Source organism: Bacteroidia bacterium (assembly GCA_040880525.1).
Lineage (GTDB): Bacteria > Bacteroidota > Bacteroidia > CAILMK01 > JBBDIG01 > JBBDIG01.
The window spans coordinates 145,302-158,905 of sequence record JBBDIG010000016.1; the positions used below are offsets into that span (position 1 = coordinate 145,302).

Genomic DNA, 13,604 nt, shown 5'->3' on the forward strand with positions numbered 1-13,604 from the left:
TTACGGGACAAATCCCCGTTTGGCCGGGGTTTCCCTGAGAACGGTCATCGCATTATAATTTCTTTCATCCTGAAATTCAGGACAGACCGAACCCTCCGGGCAGGCTCTTACCTGGGTAAGAAATATAATTAAGTGGGAGTAAATAGTATTTTTTCGACAATATTTCTTCGCACTGTTCAAGTCAAAAAATGCCACTTTATGAGATTGAAGGCATCTTTTTGTTAGAAATCACTTGCTTGCGCTTAATCTTTCATGCCATGAGAGAAAGTATCTCCTTTGTAAGAAAATATAAAAAATGTTATATTTATTGAAAAAGCTATCTATATTTGTACCCGAAATGACAAAGCGCGCTACGGGAAATACTATGAGTCTTATAGGTAAAAGCTTAGAATCTTACAATCACCTGAAAAAGGTATTAAAAATAGTTGTGGTGCTCGGCCTCGTTTCGATAGGCCTGACGGCTAATGCAGGAGACGCACAGGTTTATGATGTTAGTTCTCGCTTTGGCCAAAACGATTATATAATCCTTAATGCTCCGGGGAAAGCCACTCCTAATGCTGTCTTCAGTATCGGTAATCTTCTCTCAACCGTATTTATTACCGGACAAAATGACTTTCAAAGTGGCTCAGGCGCGGAAGGCTCTGGCATTACGCGCCACCCGGAGATTGAGGTAAATGGCACAGAAGACCATTCAGAGGAAAACAACAGCAATTTTAGTGAGGAACTGGTGCAGTTTGGTGTAACTGCCGAAAACGAAGACGCTATATTATTCTGGGTTACTTCTGCTGAAACCGATAATTTGAAATTTGAGATAGAGCGCTCCACGGATGGAGAAACCTGGGAAAAGACAGGCGAAGTAGCCGGAGCAGGCAACAGCAACAGCTTTCGCAAATACCGGTTTACTGATGCCGGTGCCCTGCAACTGGAGGTTGTTTCTATTTACTATCGCCTCCGGCAGGTGGATATTGACGGTTCTTCTGAAGTTTCAGAAACCCGCCACGTTCAAACCGGTAAAAAAATATTTGCAGGAGAAAATACCTGGTATAATAGAATTGACGGAGATTATAATCTTGAATTTAAAGCCGAAGAAGCCGGCCGCGCGGATATCACGCTGTACGATATAAATGGTCGCGTTTTAGAAAGCCGGACAGAGGTTTTTTCAGCGGGCTATAATCAGGTTCGCATTTCGCTGAACCGCTTCGACAGCAGGCAAATGATCCTTGTCATGAAATCCGGTAATCAGGCCATTTCCCAAAAGATTATTAAGTAATAAAGTTTCCTTATCCAATTTTCTTTTTTTTTTGATTAGTGCGGGGAAGGGTTGATCTGGTATCAGCTTTTCCCTTTTTTATTGAGGTTGATTCTGTAATGGAAAGTGTTTTCAAAACCAGAGATTTGCCGCACTCCTGCAATAAAAAAGTTCCCCTTGCAAACGACTTTGAGTTTTTGGGAAAAGCAATCTTTTCTGAATTACGACCTGATCATTACGGGAGGTGGAATTGTGGGCCTGTCCACCGCAGTGGCTTTTGCAGAGCGATATCCGCAGGCTTCAGTGCTGGTGCTGGAGCGCGGCCTCTTTCCCAGCGGAGCAAGTACAAAGAATGCTGGTTTTGCCTGCTTCGGCAGCCTCACAGAATTGCTGGACGATCTCCAGGCCATGCCACCTGAAGAAATGCTCCGGTTGGTGCAGGACCGGTGGGAAGGTTTGCAACTGCTGCGGCAGCGCCTCGGTGACCGAGCCATCGGTTTCAAAAATTATGGTGGTTACGAGTTGCTGACTGAATTCCAGGCACCGGCCCTCCAGAGATTGGAAGAGGTAAACAAGCTCCTGTACCCGCTTTTTGATGCAAATGTTTTTTCGCTCGCTACCGATAAGCTAAAACATTTTGGATTTGCCACGGGCACAGTGAAGTACCTTGTAGAAAATAGGTATGAGGGCCAGATTGATACGGGAAAAATGATGAAAGCGTTGCAAAAGCTGGCTACTCAGCAAGGCATCGAAATAATCACAGGAGCATCTGTAATAGCTATAAAAGACCAGGGAGAGAACGTTGCAGTATCCGTTCAAAGTGGATGGACTAAACAACCTGTGCAGTTCATTGCCGGGAAAGTAGCCGTTTGTACAAATGCATTTGCGCGGGAACTTTTACCTGATCTGGAGCTTGTGCCGGGGCGGGGACAAGTCCTGATCACGAAACCGGTTCCGGATTTACCTTTTAAAGGAGTATTCCATTATGATGAAGGCTATTATTATTTCAGGAATTATGGCAGCCGGATCATTCTGGGAGGTGGCCGCAACCTCGACAAAAAAGGCGAGGAAACTACAGAGCCGGGGACATCAGCAATAATACAGGACGCGCTGCACCGGTTATTGCGCGAGGTGATTATTCCGGGAAAATCATTTGAGGCAGAACATACCTGGAGCGGAATTATGGCCTTTGGTAAAATTAAAAAGCCCATCATTCGTCAGGTTTCCGCAAATGTGGTAACGGGCGTTCGATTAGGCGGAATGGGCATCGCCATCGGCAGCCTGCTTGGGAAAAGACTTGCCGATCTACTGGAAACTTAGTTTATTAAAAGCCAAAGAAGGCCGCTTTTAAATAAATGACAAAATCCAATTCCATAATATTAAAATGAGCTCCTGAGATCAGAAAAACCATAGTGTTTCCTTGAACCTTCTTAGAGGAGAAATTCCACGTCTATAGGTTTAAAACACCTTAGCGCCTTAGTATCTAAAGTTTAAAGATGTATGGGAGTCAGAAACATCTTAGTGCATCTTTGAGCCTTAGTGCCTTAGTGTCTAAAATTTAAATGATGTATTGGAGTCAGAAACACCTTAGTGCCTCTTTGAGCCTTAGCGCCTTAGTGTCTAATACCCTCCTCAATCACCACCCCCGATTTTACCTAAATGCGTATTCTTAAAACTATCGGGAAACTTTAGTCCGAAGCCAAATATCCGGTCCATGCTTGCATGTCCAAACATAATGAGTCCCGCAGCCTGTAACCATTCCTCGTGCAGTGCTACCCCCGCCCCATACAGCAAAATGGCAATGCCTTTATGATGGAAGAGATTATAGGTAATTGCGCCCGCCCGCGGATTAATAGCATAACCGATCATTCCGGCATCCGGCAAGAGAAGGAGGACCAAAAACCACCACCATTCCAGCGGTAAAGTTGTGAACAGATAGAAGGCCAGTCCGAACATAGCCAGTTCTTCGAGTTTCAGTTGAATTTTCATGCCGGCAAATATAAAAGGCAGGTATTATTTTGAACACTTATTTTTCCAGGATAAACATTAAGGAATAGAGACAAGGCCCGGTAATTATAAAGAAGGATCATTTTCCCTCATTATATTTTATTAATCTTGAAGTAGATTTAGTTCAGCAACTACTACAACCTATGGCCGCGCTAACCCCAAAAAGCAGACAAAGCGGGATCATTATTACCACGGTAATCCTGCTGGCGGTAGCCTTTACCGCATTTTTCTTCATTTATGTGCCGGCCCAATCTGAGGCGCTGAAGGCACGCAATTTCCGCGTCTTGGCAAAGATCACTGAGAATTTCAAGCGGAGCTATGAGGTTTTGCAGACCAATGCCGGCCATCAATCTAATATCCTCAAGATGAACCTGGATCCGGAACCTGAGGAGAAAAAAGATCAGGAGAATCAGGAGGGCCTTTGGCACTCTCAGGTAAAGTATAGCAGGGTAAATTGGGCATCCGAAGAGCAACGGCATTATACTGATAAACAGTCTCGAAAGGCGCTAAATTCATATCTTGAATTAAATGCCAGGAAGACCGTGGAGGAGGCCTGCCCTGTCTGCACAATTTGCGAAGAAAGAAACCTCTCCCAGCAGGAACAGTACTGGAATGATTCGTTGGTGCATTTTACTAACCGTACGAGGATCCGCATTTCCAGGCTTGTATGTGAATCTGAAACAATAACAGATGCCCCGTTAAAGCACGATGAATTTGAGTTTGCAACACTTACTTTTAAAGATGGCAATAATTGGATGAATTTGCTGATCTATGCTGATGCCGGTAAATTTTTTCAACCGCTCCTCCAGCAGGAAGTATTTGACAGCTACCTTATTTTCAATGAAAAGGGCAACGTAGTATATAATGAACTCCCAACAGATGTCAGGATAACCAATAAAGATTCTTTGCTTTTGCCCGCTAATAGCCGCTCCGAACTCCTTTCAGGCGTAGTAAAGGAAGTGGAGATCGGAGGGTCCAGGTATCAAATGTTCGTGCAGCCTTTCAAGGCGGTTGGAGAGGAAAGGTGGATGCTGTGCGGCCTTACTAAGGTGGGAAATTTTGCGAGTTCGAGCATGCATATTTCTACGATGGCAATTATTGTCCTGCTTATTCTTGTCACCATTGGATTGCTGAGCCTGCCATTTCTCAAGCTGAAGCTGCTAAGCAAAAGCGAGCAACTCAAAAAGAGCGACATTACCATTGCAGGCGTGTCGCTTATTGTGGGCATTCCCATCGTGATGCTGCTAACATTGCAGGCATACCGATACATGATCATTGACAAGCAGGACAGCCGGGAGCAGTTGGCCATGCTGAACGAGCGGGTAAAGAACAATTTCCATAAAGATATTCACTCCGCGATAGATGTGCTCTCAATCCTGGATTCCATGCAGGCTGAGGATACGCTCCTGGCGAAGAACCTGGTAAATATCAGCAAAGCACCCGTACTGGAGAGTGATGGTTCTGAACCACCGCAGCAGGAAGCTATAAGCTCCACTGCACAACTGCTGCCCGGGTTTCAGATGATATACTGGACAAACGGTCAGGGAAGGCAAAAGGTGAAATGGACAGCTTCTGAAAGAAATACGCTGGAGATTTCTTTGGCTGGTCGCGATTATTTTAATAAAATAAAACAGCGTCAGGCTTATCGTTACCACGGTAAAAGCATTTACGTTGAATCCATTTATTCCCATCTTTCCGGTGAAAGCTCGGTGGCGGTTTCTATGCCCCGAAACAATAGCTATGACAGCATCGTAGCCCTGCTGGCTGAACCTTTCTCTGTATTCAGCCCTGTGTTCCCAGCGGAATACGGTTTTGCTATTATAGACCAGCAGGGTGAGGTCCTTTTTCATTCTGATAAATCGAAGAATTTACAGCAAAACCTGTTGCAGGAATTCGGCAACAGCAATGCGCTGATATCCGGGATTTCAGGTGGATCAGGTTACGCTTTTCAAACCCAGTATGCGGCAAGAGAGCACCAGGTGTTTATTGCGCCTTTGCAGGAGCTACCTTTCTACGTGGTTACTTTTAAGGATCTTTCGAATATCAGGATGAGCTATGCCGAAATATTAAGTGCCGCCATTTTTTTTATCATGGCGCATTTTATTTATCTCCTTTTATTTGCCCTGATACTGGATATTACGACTAGGCGCTTTACGAGGCTTCGCATCCGCGAGCACCGGTTTACCTGGCTCATTCCCAAGCTTTATAAAAGCAGGGCTTACCAACTCACCCTTGCCAACCTGCTGCTGATCATATTGCTTTTACTATTGTTTTTTGTAATCAGGATCCACGATCCGCTCATCAGTATGATCCTGGCTTTTCTTGCTACTACCTATAGTACCACAATCGTTTATTTTAATATTAAAAGAATCAGAGGTACGGCTATTTTTAAAAAAAGATTTTTACCCTTTACTATTACTTCTATAAGTTTTATTTTATTATTTAATTTGGTGGCATTGGAGCAGGATGGCTTTTCATCCTCTTTCTTTTTGCTGATTCTTTTCCAGTTGCTCATTTTATTGCTGACCTTCCTGTTGCCGCGGTATTTTCCGCGCGATAAATGGACCGACAGCTACAGAATTATTTACCGGCTGGTGCTCACTTGCTGGCTGATTATCGTAAGTGCCCTGCCGGCTTATATTTTTTTCAAAGTAGCGTACCAGAACGAAAAAATATTGCTGTTAAAATATCATCAGGTGGAGTATGCCGAAAAATTAAATGAATGGTTTGGAAAAAAGGGCTATGAAGCAGGCAGTGAAGAAGATACATTAACAGGAAATGCATTTTATTTTTTAAAGGATGAAAATGTATTTTTCTATCAACCGGATGCGGATAAAAAAGGATCTTTAGGTTTTATTCACAGTTTATTTAATGATAGCCACGCAAGGGAGAAAGGTGGTTCAATCTTCCAGACATTATTCATACAAGGGCGTCCGCGATTTAATGAATTTGCAGCGCGCAGCCAGAACATGATCCTTGACGATCCGGATCATGATGTTTTTGCATGGGAGCCAGGAAAGGAGCAACTACTGCTAAATTATAATTTTTACAGGAACGCAGACAGTGGGTCGGTTACAATGCAAAACCTGTATTTAGCCTCCCCTTTCCCTTATGGTACGCTATTGTTTTTCTCAGCCGGTGCCCGGGAAAAAATAGTTACAGGGATGTTTATATTTTTAACACTGGTTGGCATTCTACTGTTAATTGCGTTGATTAAATTTATTTTAAGGCAGGTATTTGTAGATACTTTTTTTGAAAATGATGATGAGTATCAACTGGATCAAAACCTTATCAAAAATATCCGGGATCAGGAGAAACTGCATCTTTTGTATATAGGGCTGCCTGGCAGTGGCAAAAGCGATTATATTAAAGAGGCATTTGCAGGGAAGCGATACGAGGAATTGGATATTGTGGATCTCGGACTTAATCCCGGTGGCTGGGAGGATGCAGTGAACCAGGCAAAGAATTCAGATGCGGATACTGTGGTAATTGATCATTTTGAATACAACAGCAAAAACCGCGGGATCAATATTCAAAAATTAATGCTGCTGGAAAAACTGATGCATCTCCAGGATAAGCGATTAATTATTGTAAGCGCTACGCATCCCCTTGAAATTCTGGAAGATCTGAAACGTAAACCTGTAGATGAAAATAATTCGGATGCTTCCGGTGAAAAGTGGGATCCGGAAGCAACGTTTGATCGATATATGAATTTGCTGAACAATTTTTATAAAATATATTTTCCATTGCGAATTGCCGAAGGGGAGACACCCAAGGTTGATGCCTGGGATGAAGACTGCATAACGCTGATAAAGGAGGAATGTAAACATGGGAAGTATCTTCATCGCCTTCAGAATGAATTGCTTAATGAGGTGAGAATACAGGAGGCATCCGGCACTCAATTTAGAAATGATGAAATTATCCTTAAAATTCAAAGCCTGGCAAAAGTGTACTATTATTCTATATGGAATTCATTAAATAAAGAAGAAAAGTATGTGCTCTATGATGTAGCCGAGGATGGCGTTGTTAATCCAAAAAATACTGAGCCTATTACAAGGCTTCTGAAAAGAGGATTGATTATTCATGATGGCTCCATCAGGGTTATGAATAAGAGTTTCAGGAATTTTATTCTCACGGTCGTTAACCGGGCCGAAGCCATGCGAATGGAGCAGGAGCTAAAAGAAAACGGAACCTGGAGCAAGGTGCGCGTTCCACTGCTGCTGGTAATTTTAGGAATCGCATTGTTTTTATTCCTCACGCAGCGGGAAGCCTATAATCAGGTATTCACCTTTATAACGGCTTTTGCGGCTGGCATCCCGTTGCTTTTCAAGGTGCTGTCTTCCTTTCCCGGTAGCAAAGCTGCGGGGAATAACAGCTAAAAACGACACTTGGAAGTTTGGTTCAAAAACATAGATGCACCACGTTTGCCGGATTTTAATTGTGAAGGTTTTTGAATGCCTGCATTAATTATCCCTCCTCAATTTTTTGTCATCAGCGCATTTGCAATCCATTGAAAGGCAAAAAACCCAACACCATAAACGATGGCAATGCGGTCGGCTGCGGGATGGCCGGCAAAGAAAGCAGCAACGCCAACTGCGCCAATAATGCCGAGTAAAACGATGAAAGCACGTAGCATCAACTGCTTGTTCTTTTTCGCCTGTAAATAAAATTGCGACAAAGGAACCATCATAGTGAGGCCATAAATACCCAGCGCTGCAAATCCTGAGGCCTGGGTAGCCACAAAACCAAAGGCCCCGGCAATTCCTGCAACAAGCGCCACTGCGGTGAAGTGGGAGGCCATGCGTTCCTCATGGGAGAGGACATAGCGTCCATAGCTGTTAAACCGCAAAATCAGGTTCAGCAAGGGCGATATGAACCAGGTGGAAAGTGCAAAGATGATGTAGAGAATAATGAGCGGCAACAGCACCGGTGTCCATTCAGGATTCTTATCCATAAACGTGCGGAGTACCTTGAAGATGACGTAGAAGCCAATGATGATGGCCCACTGCATCCCCCGTTTCTGATTGCTGATCCAGAAGAAATATTTCAGCATCAAACGATAAATCAGGTAACGGGCTTTCAGGGCTTGCACCATTCCGCTTCTTGCAAATTCTGAATTGGGCTCGCGTTTCAATGCTTCCTGGAAATGATGGAGTGCCTGCCTGTGGTTTCCTTTTTCAAGATGGTTCCAGCCATAAGTGGTGTGGCTCATCGCATTTTCAGGATCCATGTGCAGTGCCCTGTCAATGGACTCAAAAGCCTGCGCCTTGCGGTTCATCTTAATGAGAATGGTAGAGCGCAGGTTGAGGCAGGTAAGGTGGTCGGCATCAATGGCCAGGCCTCTTTCAGCGGCTTTCAGCGCATCTTCATATTCCTTTCTGTCCAATAGAACAGCCGCCAGAATTCCGTAGTAATGGGCATTTTCAGGATTGAGCCGGATGGCCTCGCGAATCTCTTTTTCAGCTTCCTGATCCTTATCCTGTTTATAAAAGATCTGGGCTTTTACATAATGCACATGAGCATCAGCAGGGTCCAGGGCAATGGCCCGGTTCACCAGTGCTTCAGCCTCGTCAAGCCGTTTCTGCTCTGACAGGGCAATGGCGAGCAGCGTAAGGCCGCCTGCATTTTCCGGGTGCCCGGCAAGGACATTTCTGAGCTCCTGCTCTGCCTGCACATAGCGCCCCTGCTCCAGCAGCAGCAATGCGCGGGGAAAAGAAGCATTATCCATTACTTCTTAATTTTCAAATACCGGAGAATGTCATCATAAAGTCCGCTGTCATTGGCATACAGCGCATAATTACGGGCTGATCCGAACCACTCCTGGGTAGAAGGCCGCATTTTCTTCACTGCCTGAAGCATGTCTTTGGTGGTAATGGGTTCGGCAATGCCGGTTTTAAAGGATGACTGCAGTTTTTCCTCTATAGCCATGTCCATTGCAGCGCGCAGATCAGCACCGGAGAATTCTTCCGTTTTCCGGGCAATGGCTTCATAATCTATATTGTCCACCGGTTTTTTTTGCAGCAATATTTTCATGATCGCAATTCGTCCGGCAACATCAGGCGGAGGAACGAATACAATGCGGTCAAACCTGCCGGGTCTCCTGAATGCCGGATCGAGATGCCAGGGTGCATTGGTGGCGGCAAGGATCAGCAGCCCTTCATTGTCAGCATCCACGCCATCCAGTTCTGAAAGAAACTGGTTGATAAGATGGCGGCCGCTGCTCTGCCGCATATCACTGCGGCTTGCTCCCAGCGCATCCACCTCGTCAAAGAATAACACACAGGGCGTGTTGGCGCGCGCCCCTTCAAACAGTTCATGCAGGTTGCGCTCGCTGCTGCCTATCCACATGTCCAGAATATCATTGATGCCAACGCTCATAAAGCCGGCATTTACCTCACCTGCTGTAGCCCGCGCCAGGTGGGTTTTTCCACAGCCGGGAGGGCCATAAAGTAAAATGCCGCCCCCGGTCTTTTTCCCATAAGCTTCATAAAGTTCAGGATGCTGCACCGGGCGAATGATCTTCAGCTCAATCTCGCGCTTTACGTCTTCCATCCCGCCAACATCGCTAAAGGTGATGTCCGGCTTTTCCATCTCGCGAAAGATCTCCTCTTCGCCATCAAAGTCAAAATCATCATCATCGTCATCATCGTCAAAAAGAGGCGTTGCCGCACGCTGACGGAGGCGGGAGTCCAATTCATCATCGCGGAAGTCCGGATCCTGCTTCAGCAATTGCTCATATTGTTCCTGGGCCTCAGCCACTGAACCTTCTCTGAGAAATGCTTTACTCAGCATCAGCCGTGCGTCCCTGTTCTGCGGAGTAACCCTTACCAGTTCCTCAAGGATGATGATGGCGGTTGACCCTTCCTTTTTCTGCAGGTAGGTTTTAGCCAGCCCCAGTTTGGCCAGGGTATTTTGTGGTTCCAGCCTCAGAACTTTTTTATATTCCTTTTCAGCCTCCTGAAGTTTGGATTGCACCAGTAAAATAGCAGCAAGATGCAGCAACAGCGGCACATTATCCGGTGAATGTTTCAGCGCCTCCCGAAGGTTTTTTATATCATTATCGGCCATGTTTCTTCGGATTTAAATATTAACGGCAAAGGTAGGTATTGATTCAGGTTTGTCAGGAGTGTCGATGACGGAACAAAAGGCTCATCTGGCAATTTGGGAAATGAAAAATTTAAAAATGAAGAATGAAAACGGCATTACTAAAAGTTGCTTTATTTAAAAATCCTATTTGGGAATGTTCAGGGAGAATTGAATTTTTGGCAAAAGGGGATTTTGGATGCTTTTAGAGTTAACGTTTAAAAGAAGCATTTGCGCCAATGCCATTAAAAGAAATAATATTGAATTATTAAAAATCAGCACGCAGGCAGGATGAATGAATCCACGTCCGGCTCTCTGGTTTTCTTTGATTAAGCATGGCCAATATCAGCCATTCCGTCCGGAAGATAGTATAGCCGCAGAGCGGCTTTAAGCGTACTTTTGCACCCTTGTTAGGGGAAAATTTACATGAAAGATTTTATTATAAGCAGGGCGACAAACGCTAAGAATGACATATTTAGCGGCCTTACTGTTTCGCTTGCACTGATACCTGAGGCAGTGGCGTTTTCTTTTGTGGCCGGGGTTGATCCGTTGGTGGGACTATATGCAGCTTTTATGGTCGCGCTGATCACTTCAATTTTTGGAGGCCGTCCCGGAATGATAAGCGGTGCAACCGGAGCCCTGGCGGTGGTAACCGTAAGCCTGGTGGCAGAGGGCAACGCAATGGGTGCAGAAGGTGAAAACCTGGGGTTGTATTACCTTTTTTGCACGGTGATCATGATGGGAATAATCCAAATGCTGATGGGAGCGCTAAAACTTGGAAAACTGGTGCGGCTTATTCCTCATCCGGTGATGATGGGTTTTGTTAATGGACTGGCCATCGTCATATTTCTTTCGCAATTCAGCATGTTTAAGGAAGTTACCAATGGTGAATCTGTATGGATGGGCGGCACCGATCTTTGGTGGATGCTGGGCCTGATAGCGCTTACAATGGCTATTATGTATTTTCTGCCCAGAATCAGCAAGAAATTGCCGGAGGCGCTTATTGCAATCCTTGTCGTATTTGTGGTAGTGCTTATCGGGAAGCTGGACGTGGCTACAGTAGGCAGCTTTATAAAGGAAGGTGGTGGGCAGGGACTGGATGGCGGGCTTCCGCAATTTCAGACAGCCATCTTCAGCAAAATTCCATTCACCCTGGAAACGCTCCTCTTCATTGGCCCCTATGCACTGATCCTCGCAGCCATTGGTCTTATTGAATCGCTGATGACGCTGAACCTTGTGGATGAACTTACCGAAACGCGCGGGAACGCCAATCGGGAATGCCTGGCGCTTGGAGGTGCCAATATTGTTACCGGTTTTTTTGGGGGTATGGGAGGTTGTGCCATGATCGGACAATCCCTTATAAATATTAAAGGCGGAGGGAGGACCCGGCTTTCCGGAATTACAGCAGGACTGGCACTGCTGGGGTTTATACTTTTTGCGGCCAATCTTATTGAGAAGGTGCCACTGGCTGCTTTAGTCGGTGTAATGTTCATGGTTGTAATAGGCACTTTTGCCTGGAGCAGTTTCAGGATCCTCCCCAAAATTCCTAAGAGCGATGCTTTTGTGCTGATCACCGTTTCTGCCCTCACGGTAATTTTTGATCTGGCGCTGGCGGTTTTGGCAGGCATCATCATCAGCGCCCTCGTTTTTGCCTGGGAAAGTGCAAGACGGATAAGAGCACGCAAGCACTTTTTAGAAGATGGAACCAAAGTTTATGAAATATGGGGGCCGCTTTTCTTTGGCAGTGTACAGGTCTTTAACAGCAAATTTGATGTGCAGAATGATCCTGATAAAGTTGTATTTGATTTTATGGAATCCCGCGTGGCAGACCATTCAGCGCTGGAAGCATTATTCAACCTCGTGGAAAGATATGAAGCTGCCGGCAAATCACTGAAAATAAAGCACCTTAGCGAGGAATGTCAGCAATTGATGATCAAGGCATCGCCTAAGCTTGCCAGGGTTATTGAGGAAAGCGTGGAAGATCCCCGCTACCATGTAATGGCTAAGGCAAGAATATAATACTCCTTTTTTTTGACCATTTTCCAGCCTCATTATGGCTTAAAACAGGGAGATAAAAAACAGGAATTTGCCCTAAATTGCGCCTTCCAGGCTATTGGCATTCAGCACAGGTAAACCACTTTTTCTTACCACCCCTTTATAGCAACCTCGTGAATAAGATCATCCGGATAGCTTCTGAAAAGCTGGAATCTCTCCTGTCCCGCATGAGAAACGCTGACCGGGTCAGGTATACATTCTTTGGAGTATGCTTTGGATTAAGCTTCCCTTTGATCTCCACTTTAATTGACCTGCACGTAAGGAACCTGGATTTTACCTTTGTAAATCTGCGTACCGTTCAGGAGGAGCAACCCCTGCATTGGATTATTAATACGGCTCCGTTTTTCCTCGGCATCTTCGCTTTTTTTATTGGGGTAAAGCAGGAAAATGTTCGCAGGGCAAATACCAAACTTTTGAAGGTGCTGGAAAATACGCTGCCCAGGGAAGTCGCCACTGAAATATTGAAGAAGGGTTTCGTGACACCCAAATATTATGAGCACGTAACGGTGATGTTTGTGGATATAAAAGGCTTTACGCTGATGGCTGCCGAGACAAGTCCCAAGCAGGTGGTAAAGGACCTTGATACATATTTCAGCATGTTCGATGAAATTGTGGCTAAATACAATGTGGAAAAGATCAAGACCATTGGCGATGCTTTTATGGCTGCCGGGGGGCTGCCCGTACCCGGGCGAACCAATACCACAGAGGTAGTGCAGGCCGGAATTGAAATAAGGAACCAGACGGTAGCGCTGAACGAGCAACGAAGGAAGAATGGCGAGCGCACGTATGATGTACGGGTGGGAATTCATGCAGGACCGGTGGTGGCCGGTGTGGTAGGCAAAAACCGCCTGGCCTATGACGTGTGGGGCGATACGGTAAATACAGCCGCCCGCATACAAAGCAATGGCGAAGTATTGAAAGTGAACATTTCAGAAACCATCTTCAACCTCGTTCGATACGATTTCAATTGCAATTTTAATGGGCAAATAGAAGCCAAAGGAAAAGGATTGCTCAACTTTTATACAGCCGAATCAAAGGACCGGGCCATTATTGGTTTTGCGCCAAAGCAAAGTATTCCAAAACATGCATGAGGCGAATTAGCCAATAGCTTTGAATTATTAAGGGAGTTTCAATTTATTTAAGTTTGAGTTTTATAAGAGGGTGTAATTTAAACTCTGTCTTTTGAGAAGTGAATAATTTTTTTACACTA

The 13,604-nt window shown here is 45.1% G+C and carries 8 protein-coding genes; 5 read left to right on the forward strand and 3 right to left on the reverse strand.

Annotation, left to right across the window (positions count from 1 at the left end; all coding sequences use genetic code 11):
* Positions 1–307: 307 nt before the first annotated feature.
* Positions 308–1,270 (forward strand): hypothetical protein, encoded by a 963-nt coding sequence (locus WD077_03920; GenBank protein MEX0966361.1) that lies wholly within the window; start codon positions 308–310, stop codon positions 1,268–1,270.
* A gap of 156 nt (positions 1,271–1,426) precedes the next feature.
* Complete coding sequence (locus WD077_03925) at positions 1,427–2,569, forward strand: FAD-dependent oxidoreductase (GenBank protein MEX0966362.1); 1,143 nt, start codon at positions 1,427–1,429, stop codon at positions 2,567–2,569.
* Between the two features lie 312 nt (positions 2,570–2,881).
* On the opposite strand, the gene WD077_03930 is transcribed toward WD077_03925, so the two are convergent.
* Positions 2,882–3,238 (reverse strand): DUF4260 domain-containing protein, encoded by a 357-nt coding sequence (locus WD077_03930; protein ID MEX0966363.1) that lies wholly within the window; start codon positions 3,236–3,238, stop codon positions 2,882–2,884.
* Positions 3,239–3,399: 161 nt separating this feature from the next.
* Here WD077_03930 and WD077_03935 point away from each other — a divergent pair, with 161 nt between their 5' ends.
* The gene (locus WD077_03935; GenBank protein ID MEX0966364.1) at positions 3,400–7,635 is read left to right on the forward strand and encodes a cache domain-containing protein; all 4,236 of its coding nucleotides are present in this window, start codon (positions 3,400–3,402) and stop codon (positions 7,633–7,635) included.
* A gap of 98 nt (positions 7,636–7,733) precedes the next feature.
* Here the strand turns inward: WD077_03935 and WD077_03940 are convergent, their stop codons facing one another.
* Both WD077_03940 and WD077_03945 read right to left on the reverse strand, forming a co-directional pair.
* Entirely contained in the window at positions 7,734–8,984 is a 1,251-nt protein-coding gene (locus WD077_03940; protein ID MEX0966365.1) for a tetratricopeptide repeat protein, read from the reverse strand.
* On the reverse strand, positions 8,984–10,324 hold the full coding sequence (locus WD077_03945; protein ID MEX0966366.1) for an AAA family ATPase: 1,341 nt from the start codon (positions 10,322–10,324) through the stop codon (positions 8,984–8,986). The genes WD077_03940 and WD077_03945 overlap by 1 nt, the downstream gene beginning before the upstream one ends.
* A 441-nt stretch (positions 10,325–10,765) precedes the next feature.
* Between WD077_03945 and WD077_03950 the strand changes: the two genes are divergently transcribed.
* Together WD077_03950 and WD077_03955 are read left to right on the forward strand one after the other, a co-directional pair.
* Positions 10,766–12,358, forward strand: a complete 1,593-nt coding sequence (locus tag WD077_03950; GenBank protein MEX0966367.1) for a SulP family inorganic anion transporter — start codon at positions 10,766–10,768, stop codon at positions 12,356–12,358.
* Positions 12,359–12,507: 149 nt separating this feature from the next.
* Complete coding sequence (locus WD077_03955) at positions 12,508–13,485, forward strand: adenylate/guanylate cyclase domain-containing protein (protein ID MEX0966368.1); 978 nt, start codon at positions 12,508–12,510, stop codon at positions 13,483–13,485.
* Positions 13,486–13,604: the final 119 nt, after the last annotated feature.

Bases quoted from the DNA above. Each gene is read 5' to 3' on its own strand.
- WD077_03930 (MEX0966363.1), bottom strand. From the start codon at position 3,238: ATGAAAATTCAACTGAAACTCGAAGAACTGGCTATGTTCGGACTGGCC.
- WD077_03935 (MEX0966364.1), top strand. From the start codon at position 3,400: ATGGCCGCGCTAACCCCAAAAAGCAGACAAAGCGGGATCATTATTACC.
- WD077_03940 (MEX0966365.1), bottom strand. From the start codon at position 8,984: ATGGATAATGCTTCTTTTCCCCGCGCATTGCTGCTGCTGGAGCAGGGG.
- WD077_03945 (MEX0966366.1), bottom strand. From the start codon at position 10,324: ATGGCCGATAATGATATAAAAAACCTTCGGGAGGCGCTGAAACATTCA.
- WD077_03950 (MEX0966367.1), top strand. From the start codon at position 10,766: ATGAAAGATTTTATTATAAGCAGGGCGACAAACGCTAAGAATGACATA.